At 52.8% G+C, this 17,532-nt stretch carries 20 protein-coding genes and 1 pseudogene; 8 read left to right on the top strand and 13 right to left on the bottom strand.

The genetic code is table 11. From position 1 onward, the window contains the following. Positions 1-39: 39 nt before the first annotated feature. From ACTF5G_RS07880 to zapE, 7 genes are all read right to left on the bottom strand, one after another. Positions 40-474 carry a ClpXP protease specificity-enhancing factor gene (locus ACTF5G_RS07880; protein WP_438952273.1) on the bottom strand — a complete coding sequence of 145 codons (435 nt, stop codon included), beginning with the start codon at positions 472-474 and terminating at the stop codon, positions 40-42. A gap of 98 nt (positions 475-572) precedes the next feature. Further along, the gene (locus ACTF5G_RS07875) at positions 573-1,199 is read right to left on the bottom strand and encodes a glutathione S-transferase N-terminal domain-containing protein (RefSeq protein WP_438952272.1); all 627 of its coding nucleotides are present in this window, start codon (positions 1,197-1,199) and stop codon (positions 573-575) included. A gap of 71 nt (positions 1,200-1,270) precedes the next feature. Next, positions 1,271-3,304, bottom strand: a complete 2,034-nt coding sequence (locus ACTF5G_RS07870) for a ubiquinol-cytochrome c reductase (RefSeq protein WP_438952271.1) — start codon at positions 3,302-3,304, stop codon at positions 1,271-1,273. After that, positions 3,304-3,900, bottom strand: coding sequence for a ubiquinol-cytochrome c reductase iron-sulfur subunit (petA, locus tag ACTF5G_RS07865; RefSeq protein WP_438952270.1), 597 nt, complete (start codon positions 3,898-3,900; stop codon positions 3,304-3,306). The genes ACTF5G_RS07870 and petA overlap by 1 nt, the downstream gene beginning before the upstream one ends. 182 nt (positions 3,901-4,082) lie before the next feature. Beyond that, complete coding sequence (rpsI, locus tag ACTF5G_RS07860; RefSeq protein WP_438952269.1) at positions 4,083-4,475, bottom strand: 30S ribosomal protein S9; 393 nt, start codon at positions 4,473-4,475, stop codon at positions 4,083-4,085. 13 nt (positions 4,476-4,488) lie between these two features. After that, positions 4,489-4,917, bottom strand: a complete 429-nt coding sequence (gene rplM, locus ACTF5G_RS07855) for a 50S ribosomal protein L13 (protein WP_438952268.1) — start codon at positions 4,915-4,917, stop codon at positions 4,489-4,491. A 148-nt stretch (positions 4,918-5,065) separates the two neighbouring features. After that, on the bottom strand, positions 5,066-6,202 hold the full coding sequence (zapE, locus tag ACTF5G_RS07850) for a cell division protein ZapE (protein WP_438952267.1): 1,137 nt from the start codon (positions 6,200-6,202) through the stop codon (positions 5,066-5,068). 214 nt (positions 6,203-6,416) lie between these two features. Here zapE and ACTF5G_RS07845 point away from each other — a divergent pair, with 214 nt between their 5' ends. After that, the gene (locus ACTF5G_RS07845; protein WP_438952266.1) at positions 6,417-6,932 is read left to right on the top strand and encodes a YhcB family protein; all 516 of its coding nucleotides are present in this window, start codon (positions 6,417-6,419) and stop codon (positions 6,930-6,932) included. Positions 6,933-7,019: 87 nt separating this feature from the next. After that, positions 7,020-8,180, top strand: a complete 1,161-nt coding sequence (locus ACTF5G_RS07840; RefSeq protein WP_438952265.1) for a trypsin-like peptidase domain-containing protein — start codon at positions 7,020-7,022, stop codon at positions 8,178-8,180. A 3-nt stretch (positions 8,181-8,183) separates the two neighbouring features. Here ACTF5G_RS07840 and hisC read toward each other — a convergent pair whose 3' ends face one another. The 6 genes from hisC to ACTF5G_RS07810 all read right to left on the bottom strand — a co-directional run bounded on the left by hisC (position 8,184) and on the right by ACTF5G_RS07810 (position 13,501). Further along, positions 8,184-9,221 (bottom strand): histidinol-phosphate transaminase, encoded by a 1,038-nt coding sequence (hisC, locus tag ACTF5G_RS07835; RefSeq protein WP_438952264.1) that lies wholly within the window; start codon positions 9,219-9,221, stop codon positions 8,184-8,186. Positions 9,222-9,258: 37 nt separating this feature from the next. Continuing rightward, on the bottom strand, positions 9,259-10,581 hold the full coding sequence (hisD, locus tag ACTF5G_RS07830; protein WP_438952263.1) for a histidinol dehydrogenase: 1,323 nt from the start codon (positions 10,579-10,581) through the stop codon (positions 9,259-9,261). Beyond that, positions 10,578-11,210 carry an ATP phosphoribosyltransferase gene (hisG, locus tag ACTF5G_RS07825; protein WP_438952262.1) on the bottom strand — a complete coding sequence of 211 codons (633 nt, stop codon included), beginning with the start codon at positions 11,208-11,210 and terminating at the stop codon, positions 10,578-10,580. Before hisG ends, hisD begins: the two co-directional genes overlap by 4 nt. 54 nt (positions 11,211-11,264) lie before the next feature. Continuing rightward, complete coding sequence (gene murA, locus ACTF5G_RS07820) at positions 11,265-12,530, bottom strand: UDP-N-acetylglucosamine 1-carboxyvinyltransferase (protein ID WP_438952261.1); 1,266 nt, start codon at positions 12,528-12,530, stop codon at positions 11,265-11,267. 74 nt (positions 12,531-12,604) lie between these two features. Then, complete coding sequence (locus ACTF5G_RS07815) at positions 12,605-12,838, bottom strand: BolA family protein (protein ID WP_438952260.1); 234 nt, start codon at positions 12,836-12,838, stop codon at positions 12,605-12,607. Positions 12,839-12,841: 3 nt separating this feature from the next. Continuing rightward, positions 12,842-13,501: an MlaC/ttg2D family ABC transporter substrate-binding protein gene (locus ACTF5G_RS07810; protein ID WP_438952259.1), complete on the bottom strand. Its 660-nt coding sequence runs from the start codon at positions 13,499-13,501 to the stop codon at positions 12,842-12,844. A gap of 345 nt (positions 13,502-13,846) precedes the next feature. On the opposite strand from ACTF5G_RS07810, the gene ACTF5G_RS07805 reads away from it, so the two are divergent. The 6 genes and pseudogenes from ACTF5G_RS07805 to ACTF5G_RS07780 form a co-directional block, all read left to right on the top strand. Then, positions 13,847-14,818 carry a KpsF/GutQ family sugar-phosphate isomerase gene (locus ACTF5G_RS07805; RefSeq protein WP_438952258.1) on the top strand — a complete coding sequence of 324 codons (972 nt, stop codon included), beginning with the start codon at positions 13,847-13,849 and terminating at the stop codon, positions 14,816-14,818. Between the two features lie 2 nt (positions 14,819-14,820). Then, entirely contained in the window at positions 14,821-15,354 is a 534-nt protein-coding gene (locus tag ACTF5G_RS07800; protein ID WP_438952257.1) for a KdsC family phosphatase, read from the top strand. 4 nt (positions 15,355-15,358) lie between these two features. After that, positions 15,359-15,940 (top strand): LPS export ABC transporter periplasmic protein LptC, encoded by a 582-nt coding sequence (lptC, locus tag ACTF5G_RS07795; protein WP_438952256.1) that lies wholly within the window; start codon positions 15,359-15,361, stop codon positions 15,938-15,940. Then, entirely contained in the window at positions 15,930-16,433 is a 504-nt protein-coding gene (lptA, locus tag ACTF5G_RS07790; protein WP_438952255.1) for a lipopolysaccharide transport periplasmic protein LptA, read from the top strand. Before lptC ends, lptA begins: the two co-directional genes overlap by 11 nt. Then, on the top strand, positions 16,433-17,158 hold the full coding sequence (gene lptB / locus ACTF5G_RS07785) for an LPS export ABC transporter ATP-binding protein (protein ID WP_438952254.1): 726 nt from the start codon (positions 16,433-16,435) through the stop codon (positions 17,156-17,158). The genes lptA and lptB overlap by 1 nt, the downstream gene beginning before the upstream one ends. Before the next feature lie 124 nt (positions 17,159-17,282). Further along, a pseudogene (locus ACTF5G_RS07780) lies at positions 17,283-17,532 on the top strand (RNA polymerase factor sigma-54); the annotation flags it as partial.

Below are 17,532 nucleotides of genomic sequence, written 5' to 3'. Positions count from 1 at the left end.
TACCGGCAATGACAATTGGATCTGACATAATTGAGGCCTCTATTTTACGATTCTGAGAGAAGGTTTTTTGCTACTGTCCGCAGCAACTCCTCCAGAGGGTTTGTCTTTCGATGGTACGGATTTCACAGGACCCGGGCCGGGGGGCTGTGGATCATGATCCGTCTCCGGCTCAAACATCATACCTTCACCATTTTCCCGGGCATAAATACCCAATATCGACTGAATGGGGAGTTCTATCGTACTTGGCACCCCGCCGAACCGGGTGGTGAAGGAGATTATCCGGTTATTCATCACCAGGGAAGTGATCGCCCGGGGCGCCAGATTCAACACAATCTGCCCGTCACTGACATGTTGCTGGGGCACGGCAACCCCCGGATAAAAGGCATCGGCGACAATGTATGGAGTGCAGTCATTATCTACAATCCAGTCATAGAATGCCCGAACCAGGTAAGATTTGTTTGACGTCATGCTCATGGAATATATTTTGGCCCAATATGCCCAACACTGCATTTTACAAAAAAAGGTACACCCCATGCCCCCTCTTCAAGATCCATCAAGACCATACAGGGTTTTCACATATCCCGCTCAAACTCTGACAGGCTTTCCTCAAAGGAGGGCCGGTCAAACAATCGTTTCATATAGTCCTGCAACGGCTTGGTCTGACGATTTGACGGCAGCTTAATCTCCAGATGCTTTAATCGCCACAATATAGGTGCCAGACAACAATCGACCAGTGTGAATTCCTCGCTCATGAAGAACGGCAGGTCGGCAAAGATGGGTGCGATGCTCGTCAAGCTGTCGCACAGTTCCTTGCGGGCAGTTTCGGCTGCCTTGCTGTCACCGTTGGTGATAATAAAATCCAGCTGACTACAACAGTCCCGTTCAATGCGATGCATAAACTGACGGCTCAGCGCTCTGGCAACGGGATAGACCGGAAGCAATGGTGGGTGGGGGAACCGCTCATCAAGATATTCCATCATCACTTTGGTTTCATAGAGCGCCAGATCCCGATCGACCAGGGTAGGAAGAGATGCGTAGGGATTCAGCTCAAGTACATCTTCGGGCAAATTTTTGCCGTCGACATTTTCGATGTCTACCGTGACCCCTTTTTCTGCCAGGACAATACGAACACGATGGCTGTAGTGACATGTAGGGTCAGAAAAAAACGTCATCGAAGATCGTTTTGCAACAACCCCCATAATAAAACCTCAGTTGTATTGTTATTGGCCGTTGGACGGCCGCCGTGTGTCGACAGCCATGCCCATGAAAATCAGTGAATCTCTTTCCAGTATTCCCTGTTCAGCAACCAAACCCAGATAAAGAGGAAAGCGAGAAAGAGCAGAACGTAGGTGCCGATTCGCTTCCGATCCTCGGCCATTGGTTCTGCGGTGTACGCCAGAAAGTTCACCAGATCATAAGCCGCTTTATCATACTCCTCAGGTGACAAGGTTCCTTCCGCAACCAGTGTGTAGCGACCGCAATTGTCTTCGAGGATTTCCTCACGGGTCAACGGATCGCGCTTTATACCACCATTGGCAGCAGTGACGGGGCCTGGCGCGCACTCCTGAAGACCCTGAAGGTCCAGCAGGGCATGCGGCATACCCACATCCTTGAACACCTTGTTATTGACACCCATCGGGCGGGTCGGATCCGCGTAGAAATGACGCAGATAAGTATACACCCATTCTGATGTACGAGCGCGGGTAATCATGGTGAGGTCCGGTGGCGGGGCACCAAACCACTGTTTGCCCTTCTGTGCAGTCATGGCAATTTTCATCAGGTCGCCAATCTTCTGATCGGCAAACACCAGATTGTCCATCACCAGCCCGGCGGGCATTTTCAGATCTGTAGCGACCCTGTCCCAGCGTGAGTACTGGGCCGAGTGACAACCCATACAATAGTTTACAAACAGCTGGGCACCATGCTGCAGGGAAACCTTGTCAGAGGGGTCCGCCTTGAACCCATCACAGGGGATTGTACCGCAATCAAATTCTGACTCGGCACCAACAGCCTTGAGCGGCAGCCAGGACAGGAGAATGACAATCAACAAGCCAGCCATGGATTTCCAGAAACCAAAGCCACCATTGGTGGTCACCCGCTTGGGCTCTGGTTGGGTTTTCTCCATTCTGGTCCAGATTGGCATCGCGAGGAAGAACAGGAAATACAGCGCGGTGCATACCTGCGCCAGGAAGGTGCGGGCCGGTGTCGGGGCCTTGACACCCAGCACACCCAGAATAATGAATGAGGCTGCGAAAACCAGTAGCGCATACCGACTGAACAGGCCTTTGTACCGGATCGATTTTACCGGGCTGCGGTCAAGCCAGGGCAGAACAAACATAATGGCAATGGCTGCTGCCATGACCATAAAGCCGGCAAATTTGTCAGGCACCGCGCGCAACATTGAATAAAACGGTGTGAAGTACCAGACCGGCGCAATATGTGCAGGTGTTTTCAGGGGATCGGCGATCTCAAAATTGGCATGTTCCAGAAAGTATCCGCCCATTTCCGGCACAAAAAACAGGATAAAGCAGAACACAAAGAGAAAGACGACAATCGGCATCAGATCATGCACGGTGTAGAACGGATGAAAACGAATACCGTCCACAGGAACACCGTTGGCATCCTTGTTTTTCTTGATTTCAACACCATCGGGGTTATTGGATCCGACTTCGTGCAGCGCCAGAATGTGCAGAACTACGAGCGCCAGCAGAATTATCGGCAGGGCAACCACATGCAGTGACATGAAGCGATTCAGGGTAATGCCTGAAATCAGATAATCACCACGGACCCACTGCACGATGTCTTCCCCGACCACGGGTATCGCACCAAACAGCGAAATAATCACCTGGGCACCCCAGTAGGACATCTGCCCCCAGGGCAGTACGTAACCGAGGAAAGCTTCCGCCATCAGGGCCACATAAATCGTCATACCAAAAATCCAGACCAGCTCCCGAGGTGGCTTGTAGGAGCCGTAAAGCAGACCGCGGAACATGTGCAGATAGACGACAACGAAAAATGCCGACGCCCCGGTAGAATGCATGTAACGGATAATCCAGCCGTAGTCCACATCACGCATGATGTATTCCACGGAAGCAAACGCTGTTTCAGCAGAGGCCTGATAGCTCATCAGCAACCAGATGCCGGAAATCAGCTGGATCACTAATACCACCAGCGAGAGAACACCAAAGTAGTACCAGAAGTTAAAGTTTTTCGGGGCGTAATACTCACCCATGTGAGTATTCCACGCACGCACGATTGGCAGGCGCGCATCTACCCAGTCACGTAAAGACACCAATGCTTTCATTAGCCTGCCTCCTGATCTACACCAATGACAACCACACCATCACTCTCGTAGGAATACGGAGGGACTTCCAGATTTGTCGGCGCAGGAACACCTTTGTAAACCCGACCGGCGAGATCGAATTTAGAGCCATGACAGGGACAGAAGAAGCCTCCCAGCCACTCGGCACCACCCATATCCTGAGCGCCCACATCGGGACGGAACATCGGCGCGCAACCCAGGTGCGTACACAGCCCAACCAGAACCAGAAACTCTTCCTTGATGGCACGATGTTGAGGGTCCACATAGCCGGGTTGGCTGGATTCTGCGGACGCAGGATCTCTCAATATATCATCGCGCCGCTCCAGGTTAGCCAGCGTTTCCTGGGTGCGGCGAACAATGTATACCGGTTTACCTCGCCATTCGACGGTCACCATCTGTCCGGGTTCGATTTTTGAAACATTGGCTTTCACCGGGGCACCAGCGGCTTTGGCCTTGGCACTTGGGTTCCATGAACCTACAAAAGGAACGACAGCTCCCACAACTCCAGCGGCACCCACCACGCAGGTGGCTCCCGTCAGGAAACGTCTACGCCCCTGATTAATACCGTCATTGCTCATGACGCACTCCCGTTAGCAGCAAAGGTTGGCAAATTTTATGTGTGCAAAATGGCGTGCAATAGTAAAGAAAACCATTTTTTATTACAAGACAAGCCCCCACACAAAGTAGGTAATTATCTGTTTTAAAACACAAAAAAACCCGGCTGTGTGGAGCCGGGTTTTTCGGTATACAAGACGATCGATTAACGTTTGGAGAATTGGGGACGCTTGCGGGCTTTGTGAAGGCCCACTTTTTTACGTTCCACTTCACGGGCATCCCTGGTCAGGAAACCTGCCTTGCGAAGTTGACCCCGAAGACCTTCATCATATTGCAACAGCGCACGCGCAATACCGTGGCGAATTGCACCTGCCTGACCAAAGCTACCACCACCAGCGACGGTAATATTGAGGTCAAACGTGGCTGCACGATCCACAAGCTCGAGTGGCTGGCGCACGATCATGCGTGCCACTTCCCGGCCAAAATACTGGTCGAGTGTGCGATCATTGACCACAATATTACCCGCTCCAGATTTCAGGAAGACTCTGGCGGAGGAGGTTTTGCGACGGCCGGTACCGTAGTATTGGGTGTCTGCCATAATTAACAATCCGTTAAATGTTCAGTTCTTGCGGCTGCTGAGCAGTGTGAGGGTGCTCGGTGCCTGCGTATACTTTGAGCTTCTTGTACATGGCACGACCCAGCGGACCTTTAGGCAACATGCCTTTTACAGCCGTCTGGATAGTCCGCTCAGGAGCCTTGATAATCAGCTTTTCAAAGCTGATGGACTTCAACCCACCGATGTAGCCAGTGTGATGGTGATAAATTTTGTCTTTGGCTTTGTTGCCCGTCACGCGAACCCGCTCGGCATTCACCACGACAATATAGTCGCCGGTATCCACATGCGGAGTAAACTCAGGCTTGTGTTTGCCACGGAGACGAGAGGCAATCTCGACGGCCAAACGACCCAATGTTTTGTCAGCCGCATCTACAATATACCAATCGCGCTGGACGGTTTCGGCCTTTGCACTAAATGTTTTCATTTTTTCCTGCCTGAAAGTTTTTGGCCTTCCTAAAAGGAGGCCGCATTTTACAGACCGACCCTACCCTTTTCAAGGATAATTTTACCTAAAAAAGAATTCGTTAATTGACATGAAAAGTCCTGCCTGCAAGGTGGCGGAACGGTTCTTATCAGGGCCGGTGTGGTCGTGCCAGATACTCGTGTGACTGCATTTCCAGCAAGCGGCTGGCGGTTCGCTGAAACTCAAAACCCAGTCGACCTTCAGTGTAGAGCACCGGTAATGGCACTTCAGCAGATAACACCAGTTTCACATTCCGGTCATAAAATTCATCCACCAGGTTGATGAAGCGCCTCGCCTGATCATCATTACTGCGGCCCATCTGCCGGACATTGCCGACCAACACCGCATGGAACTCACGAGCCAGCTCAATATAATCGTTCTGGCTGCGTGGTATGTTGCATATTACATCAAAATCAAACCAGACAACGTCCTCGGCAACAGAACGGCAGGGAATTTTTCGTCCCTCTATCGTGATGTCGATAGCCACCTGAACCTCACCACTGGCAGGCACAAGATGGCTAAAAGCTTTTTCGATGGCTCGCTCGGCATTTTCATCCAGAGGGGTGTGATACAACCGGGCCTGCTCAAGAGTGCGCAGCCGGTAATCGACCCCACCATCGACATTAACGACCTGGGTATGTTCATTAAGCAGCGCTATTGCAGGGAGGAAGCGCTGTCGCTGCAGACCATTCTCATAGAGCCGGTCGGGGACAATATTGGATGTCGCCACCAGTGTCACCCCACGGGCAAATAGCAACTCCAGCAGCCCCCCCAATAACATCGCATCGGCAATATCAGCGACAAAAAACTCATCAAAGCAAATCACCCTTGCTTCAGCGGCAATATTATCAGCAACCTTTTCCAGCGGATTCTTCACCCCATCCAGCAGACGCAACTCACGGTGAACCCGTCGCATAAAACGATGAAAATGCGCCCGCATTTTTTCTTCGAAGGGGAGAGACTCAAAAAAATTATCCATCAGGTAGGTTTTGCCGCGACCCACACCACCCCAGAAATACAGCCCCCTTATTGGCACGACTGGCCGCGGCGGTCGAAAGTGCTCTCTGAGCCGCCGAAAAATCGAGCGGTCTCCCAGACCGGTATTCTGTACTAATAATTTTTCATAGAGCGCCTGCAACAAAGCCACTGCCTGTTCCTGGGCAGGGTCGTAGCTGAATGACGGCTGCAGCAAGTCCTGCTGGTATCGCTGCAAAGGTGTATGGGGAGGAGCAGGCACCCGGTTCATAGTTGACTGGTTCAAAAAAGGATGGACAAAACGAGGCCGGACTTTAGCCGCGTGACAGGAGAATCGCAAGCCGCTCAGAATATAGCAGCACTGTTGCGTTATTAAGAGGCCGGACCGAAAATCCAAAAAGGGGTTCCAAAAAACAGTTGCCAGTGGCTACGGCTTCTTTCAGACTACTCATTAAAATCCGCTGTATACCCTTGGAGGTGGTTGCTTGGAAACCCCGTCTTTATTATTGATTGGCCTGCTTTGTGCTGTGAGCGGCTTGGTTGTTGGCCTGCTGATTGGACGAACAATTCACCCACAGGAGCAACAACGCAAAGCCGCCGAGAACAAGCTTCAGGAAGCTCAGACCCGGCTCAAGGATTACGAGCATGAGGTGACGGAGCATTTCATCAGGACCTCCGAGCTGTTCAATCATCTGTCACAGAGCTATCGCGACGTTCACGAGCACTTCGCAGCCAGCGCAGTGCGATTGACTGGCCCTGAGACCAGCCGAAAGATCGTCGATGCCGGTTTCGGGGGCCTCGAAGAACGTGGCGCAATCCTTTCAACGGAAATACCCGAACCACCGAAAGACTACGCGCCCAAGGTTCCCGGTGGGATATTGAGTGAAGAATACGGTCTCAGAGATGACAGTGTGTCCCGCGACAACCTGCATGCAAAAGTCGCAAATGATGCGTCGGAAGACGCCAATGAAAATGATGACCCGACGCTTAGAGTGAGCTGACACACAACGGCTCCAACGCCTGCCTTCAAAACCATCCCCACTGAACGGTTTATGACATAATGCTACCTCTGTGACGTGACGGAGCCTGTGGTGGTATCTTTTGTTTTTCGAGTGTTGCGCTATATCAGCTGGCCAGTGCTGACCGGCCTCCTCGCGGCCGTGCTGGTTATGCTGTTACTGCCCGAAACACTCAACAATGGGGACAGGATGGAAACCCGCGGGTTATCACCGGACATTTCGGGCAACTGGGAAGGCCCTGCCTCCTATGCCTCCGCTGTACAGCGGGCATCGGCATCGGTTGTTAACATCTATACCCGGAAAACACTCGAGCGACCTCGCCACCCGCTATTGGATGATCCGTTCTTCCGGCGTTTCTTCAGTAACAGCAACCTGCCGCAGCAACAACGCATGCAGTCTTCACTGGGTTCCGGGGTCATTCTTACCAAGGATGGCTACATTTTAACCAACAATCATGTGGTGTCCGGAGCGGATGAAATTGTTGTCCAACTCCAGGATGGTCGCGAGGCAATGGTCAAGGTAATTGGCAAGGATCCGGATACAGACTTGGCCGTACTAAAAGTGGAGCTTGCCAATTTGTTGCCCATCAGCATCGAAGGGGGCTCCATGCCCAGAGTGGGGGATGTCGCACTGGCCATCGGCAATCCATTCGGGGTCGGGCAGTCGGTCACACAGGGCATTGTCAGCGCCACTGGTCGCAATGGCCTGGGGCTCAATACGTTTGAAAATTTTATTCAGACAGATGCGGCAATAAACCCTGGCAATTCCGGCGGCGCCCTGGTCGATGCCTTCGGCAATTTGCTCGGGATCAATTCTGCCATCCTTGACAAAACCGGCTATTCAGTAGGGGTCGGCTTTGCCATTCCTGCCAATACAGCCATGAAAGTTTTGCAGGATATCATCAAGCACGGCTATGTTATCCGGGGCTGGCTCGGCGTCGAAGCCCGCCCACTGACAAGGATGGCGGCAACAAAACTGGGGATGGACCCTCCGTCAGGGCTGGTAATCACTAGTATTTATCTCAACAGTCCCGCCCACCTGGCGGGCCTGCAACCGGGGGACATTATCACCCGTATCAATGATTACTGGGTAGTGGACAATGACAGGAGCATGAATCTGATCGCCGACCTCTCACCCGGGGACTCTGTCAAACTGGAGGTAATTCGCGAAGGAGAAAAGAGCACCATCATGGCGGTGACGGGCACCCGGCCACCGCCTGAAAACTCCTGAGCACTACTGTTTCAGCAACTCGGCCAATACATTCAATAGCAATCTGTTTTGCTCGGTTGTGCCAACAGTGATTCGCAAAAACTGTTGTATTCTGGGCTGCCTGAAATGGCGAACAATAATACCTTTCTCACGCAGTCGCGCCGAAAGCCCAGCGGCATCCTGCGACGGGCAAGTCGCCAGAACAAAATTCGCCGAGGACGGCAGCACGTCAAAACCGAGTGATTTCAACCCGGCGGTCAGACCATCACGACTGCAGACAACCTGCCTGCAGACCTGCCGGAAATAGTCATCATCAGCGAAGGCTGCAGCCCCGCCGGCAATGGCAAAACGGCTGAGTGGGTAGGAATTGAAGCTATTCTTGACACGCTCAAGCGCCTCAATCAAAACAGCGTTACCAATAGCAAATCCAATTCGCAAACCGGCCAGTGACCGGGATTTTGATAGTGTCTGGGTCACGAGCAGATTGGGATACCGATCGACCAGGCAAACCGCCGTTTCTCCGCCAAAATCTATGTAGGCTTCATCCACCACCAGAACTGACTGCTGATTTTTTTTCAGCAACCACTCAATTTCCGCTAGCGACAGCAATATGCCGGTTGGCGCGTTTGGATTGGGAAAGATAATACCGCCATTGCTGTGCAAGTAGTCGGCAACCTGAATACGGTAATCGCTACCCAGTGGTATCCGTTGATAATCAACCTGATACAGGCTGCAGTAGACGGGGTAAAAGCTATAGGTGGTATCCGGAAACAACACCGGTTTATCGTGCTTGAGCAACGCCTGAAAAACATGGGCCAGCACTTCATCTGAACCATTGCCCAGGAACACCTGATCCGGGGCAACAGCGTAGTAATCTGCCACCGCCTGTTTAAGCAGCGCACCATTGGGGTCGGGATACAGGCGCAGGCTATCACCCGATTCTGCGGCAATGGCCTCCAGAACCCGGGGGGAAGGCCCATAGGGGTTTTCATTGGTATTCAATTTGGTCAGGTTGGCCAGTTTGGGCTGCTCCCCGGGCACATAGGGGTCCAGCTTTGCCACGATGTCACTCCAGAAGGGACTGCTCAAAGGGTTACCATCATCGCTTGATACGGTATTCAGCAGAACGGGCATGGGCTGTGAGGCCCTCCCCTCGGGCCAGAACCGATGCCGTTTCCCCCAATGTCGAGGCGCCTTCGGCAGAACACATGATGAGAGAACTGCGCTTTTGAAAATCATAAACACCCAGCGGCGAGGAAAATCGGGCCGTCATTGAAGTGGGCAGCACATGATTTGGACCAGCGCAGTAGTCACCCACCGCTTCGGCAGTGTACCGCCCCATAAAAATAGCTCCGGCATGACGAATACCCGGTAACCAGTCTTCGGGGTTGGCCACAGACAGTTCCAAGTGCTCGGGAGCAATATGGTTGATCAAGGTCAGCGCATCATCCATGTCTGCTACCGCGATCAGGGCACTGCGCTTTTCAAGTGACGCACGAATAATCGACGCCCGCTCCATAGTGGGTAGCAGCCTGCCAATACTGTTTTTTACCTGTTCGAGAAAATCCCTGTCTGGACTAATCAGAATAGCTTGGGCTTCTTCATCATGCTCAGCCTGGGAAAACAGATCCATAGCGATCCAGTCCGGGTCTGTCTGGCCATCGCAAACCACCAGAATTTCCGAGGGTCCCGCCACCATATCAAGGCCCACGGCACCAAATACAGCGCGCTTTGCGGTAGCGACAAAGATATTGCCCGGTCCGACAATCTTGTCCACCCGAGGCACGGTTTCCGTACCATAGGCCAACGCACCAATGGCCTGGGCGCCGCCCACGGTAAACAGGCGATCAACCCCGGCAATCGCTGCGGCGGCGAGTACCAGTGGATTCAACTCACCACCCGGCGCAGGCACTACCATAATAATCTCATTCACGCCCGCCACCCGGGCGGGCAAGGCGTTCATCAGGACTGAGGACGGATAGCTGGCCTTGCCCCCGGGCACATAAATCCCCACCCGGTCCAACGCGGTGATTTGTTGCCCCAACAGCGTGCCGTCAGCTTCCCGGTAGTGCCATGAGTCCTGTTTCTGGTGCTGGTGGTAACGACGAATCCGCTCTGCGGCCAACTCCAGTGCCTCGCGCTCAGCTGCGGGGATACCTGCCAATGCCCCGGAAATGAGGTCGGGAGAAATTTCAAGCTCCCGTACATCAGCGACATTCCGGGCGTCAAAGCGATTGGTATATTCAACCAACGCCTGATCGCCGCGCTGACGAACACCCGACAGGATATCGTTAACGATCTGCTCAACATTTTGATCCGATACATTTTCCCATGCCAGCAACTCTGCCAACTGCTCGTCGAAACAATTGTCTGCAGTAGACAACTGGCTGATACTGACCGGCTCACCTTGGGTAATAGTCATCGGGGCTTGTTCACCACATCAGCGAGACTGTCCACAATATCCTGCAGCAACTGGTGCTTCATCTTCATGGCAGCCTTATTCACAATGAGCCGGGAACTGATATCGGCAATAAACTCCCGGGCCTCCAGCCCATTGGCACGAAGGGTGTTGCCTGTATCAACAATATCAACAATTTCATCCGCCAGCGCCATGATCGGCGCCAGTTCCATAGCACCGTAGAGTTTTATGATATCTGCCTGACGTCCCTGTTCGGCGTAAAAACGGCGAGCCACGTTAACGTACTTGGTGGCGACTCGAATACGCCCTGTACCGGGGTTGGCCCCCACCACCGCCGCCGTCATCATGCGGCACCGCGCGATACCCAGATCCAGCGGTTCATAAAGCCCGTCACCGCCATGCTCCAGAAGGGTATCTTTCCCCGACACACCAAGGTCAGCTGCACCAAACTGCACATAAGTGGGGACATCGGAGCCGCGCAACACCAACAATCGTACATCGGATCTACTGGTATCAAACAAGAGCTTGCGGCTGGTACTGATATCTTCCACGGGCGCAATACCAACTTCCGCCAGCAAAGGCAGGGTTTCTTCCAGAATACGCCCCTTGGTCAGGGCAATCGTAATTTCCATGGTGCTCACATTGTTTATACAACGGGTTTACTTGAGGAAAATAACCGGCTAGAACTAGCGACCCGGAATCCTGCGAATATTGGCACCGAGCTGCTGCAGCTTTTCCTCAATACATTCATATCCTCGATCAATATGGTATATACGATCGACAATGGTTTCACCCTCTGCCACAAGACCGGCAATCACCAGGCTGGCCGAGGCTCTCAGATCCGATGCCATGACCGGCGCTGCTTTGAGCCGCTCAACCCCGGTCACGATGGCGGTATTTCCTTCCAAGGTGATTTTGGCCCCCATTCGGTTTAACTCATGGGTCTGAACCAGGCGATTTTCAAAAATCGTCTCGGTAATAGTACCTACACCATCCGCAACCACATTAACGGTTGTCAGCTGCGCCTGCATGTCCGTTGGGAACGCCGGATAGGGCGCCGTCTTGAAGTTGACCGATTTCGGTCTGCGCCCTTCCATATCCAGTGCTATCCAGTCCTTCCCAACGCTTATCTTCGCACCGGCTTCCTCCAGCTTGATCAACACAGCCTCGAGAATATGCGGATCGGTATCCTTCAACTTGACACGTCCCCGGGTCGCCGCTGCGGCGGCCAGGTAGGTACCGGTCTCAATACGATCGGGCATAATCCGGTAACTCCCCCGATGCAGGGTATCGACTCCCTCAATGGTCAAAGTTGTGGTGCCCGCACCTGTCACCCGGCCACCCAGGGCATTGATACATTTGGCGAGATCGACCACTTCAGGCTCGCGGGCGGCATTTTCAATGACCGTCTGGCCATCGGCAAGGGCGGCAGCCATCATGAGATTTTCCGTGGCACCCACGGAAACTGTATCCATCAGAATATGCGCGCCCTTCAGGCGTCCATGACAGCGGGCATTAATGTAGCCCCCATCAATCTCTATCTCTGCACCCATCATTTTCAAACCATGCAGGTGCAGATCCACAGGTCGACTACCGATTGCACATCCTCCAGGAAAGGAAACATTGGCAACACCAAATTTAGTGAGCATGGGACCCAGCACAAGAATGGAGGCACGCATGGTCTTGACCAGGTCGTAAGGCGCCACATGACTGTGCAGCGTCGTGGCATCAACTTCGACCTGCATCTTTTCGTTCAGCACCACGCCGACGCCCAGACAACCGAGCAACTCAAACATTGTGGTTATATCGTGCAGGTGGGGTACATTGGAAATCATCACCGGGCCATCGGCTAGAAGCGTTGCCGCCATGATCGGTAATGCGGAGTTTTTAGCACCGGAAATACGGATTTCACCGAACAGCGGGCCACCTCCGGAAATCAACAATTTGTCCATTCAAAACCCTTGTGATTCAGCAAGACAGAGGCCAATTGGAGCAGAAATTAGTGACCGTGGAACACGGCATGAGCCTATTTCCTAAGCTCATCCGGCGTATAGGTTTTGATGTTTACGGCGTGTATGGCGCCCTCGGCTATATGATGCTGAAGCACTGCATAGATTTTTTGCTGTCGCTGCACCGGGCGGAGACCAGAGAATAACTCGCCTACCGCCAATATCTCAAAGTGACGACCATCGCCATTGACGGTCACTTCACAATTGGCCAGCGCCTCTTGCAAGAGCACCTGCACATCATTCGGGGTCATCGACTACACCTCATCTTCAATGACTTTTACTTGGGTGGACCAATTGTCTATAACCTGATCGATATTGCCATCATATTTCTGTGCTCGCTGGGCGAACTGATTGCGAAAGGTTTTTCCAAGGTTGATCCCGTTGATCACAACATTCGTGATTTTCCACTCCCCTTCACGGTTCAGTGCCATAGAATAATAGAGCGGAAACACACCGTCACTGCCACGAATTTCCTGCACAACAGTTACCCTGCGCTTACCTTCAAGATCATCCTTGGGCGGCAGCACTACAATGGTTTCATCACCGTAGGAAATCAACCCGCGTCCGTAGGTTTCGATCAGATCACGATGAAAGGCTTTGACAAAGTCCTCACGCTGCTCATCGGTTGCCTCGGCTCGATAGGTGCCCATAACATTGCTAGCAATCCAGTTGAAATCAATCACCCGGGTCAGCAGACAATCCAGCGAATCAAAAAAGGCCTGGGGTTTATCGTCAAAGGTTTCCCGGTGCTCAGCAATGGCCTGCAACAGCTCGTCGGTCACAGTCTCGATTAATTCATGGGGGCTTTGTTCCGGTGGAGTAACGGCATCATCAGCAGCCTGCGTAGCGATTGCATGGCCCGACACCAGAACAATAAGCGCAGGGAGCAATGTTTTTATCAACCTCTTGTACATCGTAGCGTTCCTCAAATTATCAGGGCCTACAAACCGGACACCAAGCCATTTTTTACCGGTAACCGTTTGACCACAACAAACCAGCCAAGTGCCAGATATGGCTGACCTGAAAAGGCGTGCACTATACCATTGCCCTGCCATTTCCGAAATCCTTGGAGATCAGGCAATTTTATGGAGGCCCGGTTAATCGCCTCTGCCGGCTTCTCGCCTGGGCTGCCTGGCCGGCATAGTGCTGCTCCTGTATACCACCAATCTAATGACACAGACGCCCACGCTCTGATCACTGCCAACACTTACAGCATTACCTGGTTGCCGGTATACTTGGCAAAATATTTTGGGTAACCCATGACTACCAGTACTTTTGCCGAAGCCGCGCGCCGCACTATTCGCCTGGAAGCTGAAGCTGTCACTCTGCTCGAGGGGCGGATTGATGCAGCTTTCGACCGCGCCTGCCAGCTGATTATGCAATGCACTGGGCGCGTCATTGTCACCGGTATGGGAAAGTCGGGGCATATCGGCAGGAAGATCGCCGCCAGTCTGGCAAGCACGGGAACCCCCGCCTTTTTCGTTCACCCCGGTGAAGCCAGCCATGGCGATCTGGGCATGATCACACGCATCGATCTGGTGCTGGCATTATCCAATTCCGGAACAACGGCGGAAATCATTACCCTGCTGCCGCTGATTAAACGTATGGGCATCCCGCTGATCAGCCTGACTGGCAACCCGGACTCGATTCTAGCCCAGGCGTCAGAGGCACATCTGGACGTTCGGGTTCCCAGCGAGGCCTGCCCCCTGGGATTGGCACCTACTACCAGCACGACCGCAACACTGGTGATGGGCGACGCACTGGCTATCGCCCTGCTGGAGGCACGAGGTTTTACCGCCGAGGACTTTGCTTTTTCTCACCCCGGCGGTGCACTGGGCCGCAAACTGCTACTCAAAGTAGAATCCATCATGCACAGTGGCGATGAGCTGCCCCGGGTGTTCGAGGACGAGCTGCTGAAAAAGGCTCTGGTGGAAATGACGACCAAAGGGTTTGGCATGACCACCGTGGTTAACCGTCGGGGCGAATTGGTCGGTGTCTTTACTGACGGGGACCTGCGTCGGGCAGTGGATAATGATATCGATATCAACCACAGCACCATCAGCCAATTGATCAAGGGAAACTGCAAGTCCGTTCACCGGGAACTACTCGCAGCCGAAGCACTAAAAATCATGGAAGACAGTAAAATCACTGCCCTGGTTATTGAAGATGCCAACCACCACCCGATTGGAGTCCTTCACATGCACGACATCCTGCGCGCAGGAGTCATGTGATCATGTCAACCGCAAACCTGAAAATCACCCGCAGAGCTCGTCAAATCCGATTATTGCTACTTGATGTGGACGGCGTATTGACCAATGGCAATCTCTATTACGGCAATAATGGAGAGGAGCTAAAGTCGTTCAATATACAGGACGGCCTCGGCATAAAATTGCTACAACGCCAAGGGATCAGAGTCGGAATTATCACTGGCCGATCCTCAGCACTGGTGGCAAGGCGCGCCGGAGAGCTGGGCATCGACCTCATCGTTCAGGGGCGGGAGGACAAAATGCAGGCACTGGAAGAAATGCTGGCCGCACACCCCTACCAGATGAATGAAATCGCCTTCCTGGGTGACGATCTCCCTGACCTCGCTGTCATCAGGCGGGTAGGACTGGGGGTAGCTGTGGCAAATGCCCGACCGATCATTGCGGAACATGCCCTTTGGCAGACTAGCGCCTGCGGAGGAGCCGGCGCTGTCCGGGAACTGGCTGAGATGATTCTTCAGGCTCAGGACAAACTGGAATCCACTTTTACGGACTACCTCTAGACTTATGCGTAATATTTTGATGACAGCCATGTTGCTGGTCTCAACAGGAATTTTCCTGTTGTTCTGGCTGTCTCCGCCAGAGGTATTTCTGACCAAGCCAATCGCCGATGCAGAAGAACTGCCCAAAGCAGACAGCTACATGAATAATATTGATACGGTAAATTTTGACAGGGGTGGCAACAGGGCCTATACCCTCGCAGCCACTGAGGCGCGCCATTTTAATCGCGGCAACCGACTGGAACTGGAAAATCCTGCCATGGTGTCTTTCAGCAAATCCAAGGAAGGCGTCGAGCAATCACCTCCATGGTATGTAACCGCCCGGAAAGGCACTATCTACAATGGGGGTAAACGGGCCGTCCTGTCCGAGGATGTCCATGCATGGCAATCTATTAAAAAAGGCGGTAAAAATGAATTTCTCACCAGCAAATTAACCATCTTTCCTGACACCAACATTGCCGAAACCGGTCTCCCTGTGACGATTACCACACCTCAGGGGAAAACCACCGGTACCGGTATGTGGGCAGACCTTAATGATGAGATATTCAAGCTGCTATCGAAAGTAAAGGGGACTCACCGTGCGCCATAATCTATTCGTTCTGCTGCTTTTGGCGGCGTATCATTCGTCCAGCCTGGCGCTACCCAGCGATGCGCAACAGCCGATCAATATTGAATCAGACAGGGCCGAGCGACACGAAAAAACCGGCACGACGATCTACGAGGGCACGGTGGTCATCACGCAGGGAACCATCAAGATCCATGCTGACAAAGTCACTGTCTATACAGCAAATAATCAGGTTGTTCGCATCGTTTGTGTCGGAGAGCCCGCCCGTTACCAGCAACAACCGAACCCCAATGACAGCATGATGTATGCCAAGGGCAACACTATCGAATACCACCTGTCCAGTGGCCGTATCGACCTGCTGAAAAATGCCAGCGTTGAGCAGAACGGTACAGTCATCACCGGCGAAAAAATCAATTACGACCTGAAAGCAGAAGTGGTCAAGGCCAGTAGTGGCGACAACCCCCGCGAGCGTATACAGATGGTGATCCCGCCCAACAAACAGAAGGATGCAAACTAATGGCCATCCTAAAGGCCTCCAACCTGGTCAAAAGCTATAAGAAAAGACCCGTGATTCGCGATGTATCCCTCACCGTTGAAAGCGGGGCAATTGTCGGGCTGCTGGGACCTAATGGCGCGGGCAAAACCACCTGTTTTTACATGATTGTCGGGCTGATTCACCAGGATGGTGGCGCCGTCAAGATCAATGATGAGGACATCACGCATCTCTCCATGCACGGCAGGGCACGCAAGGGTCTTGGCTACCTCCCGCAGGAAGCGTCCATCTTTCGCAAGATGACGGTTGAGAATAATATTCTGGCGATTCTGGAAACCAGAAAAGACCTCGACAAACAGCAGCGTGCAGAAAAACTGGAACAGCTACTCCAGGAATTTCATATCAGTCACATTCGCGACACCCTTGGGATGAGCCTGTCGGGGGGCGAACGTCGCAGGGTGGAAATTGCCCGAGCCCTCGCTATTGAGCCGGCCTTCATTCTTCTGGACGAACCCTTTGCCGGGGTTGACCCGATTTCAGTCAATGATATCAAACAGATTATCCGTCATTTACGCGATATGGGTATCGGTGTTCTGATTACGGACCACAATGTACGCGAGACGCTGGATATCTGTGAGCATGCCTATATCGTCGGCGAGGGACAGGTAATTGCCGAGGGGCAGGCCGCCGATATTGTCGCCAACCAACAGGTTCGGGATATCTATCTCGGCGAAGACTTTATGCTTTGACAGAGTGCTCAACTGCACAGGAATTGTGCAAAGCGGCACACAATTTGCTTGTCACTCCCCCCGGGGGCAGATTACACTTTCAATGTGAACGTTCCTGTCATAATCCCCTACCCGCAGTCATAACATGAAAGCCAGCTTGCAACTGAAAATCGGCCAGCAGCTGACGATGACCCCTCAGCTACAGCAGGCCATCCGTCTGCTGCAATTGTCCTCCCTCGACCTGCATCAGGAAATTCAGCAGAACCTCTACGACAATCCACTGCTTGAACTCACCGAAGAATCCGAGAATCTGGCCGCAGAAACCACCATCCGGAAAGAGGAGGATGTGGACAGTGCGACGCGTGATCTCAATAGCGGCGAATGGGACGACAAAA

Source organism: Porticoccus sp., from assembly GCF_965660005.1.
Classification (GTDB): Bacteria; Pseudomonadota; Gammaproteobacteria; order Pseudomonadales; family Porticoccaceae; genus Porticoccus.
The sequence above is the reverse complement of the archived record's forward strand: the minus strand, read 5'-3'. Positions and strand labels throughout refer to the sequence as shown.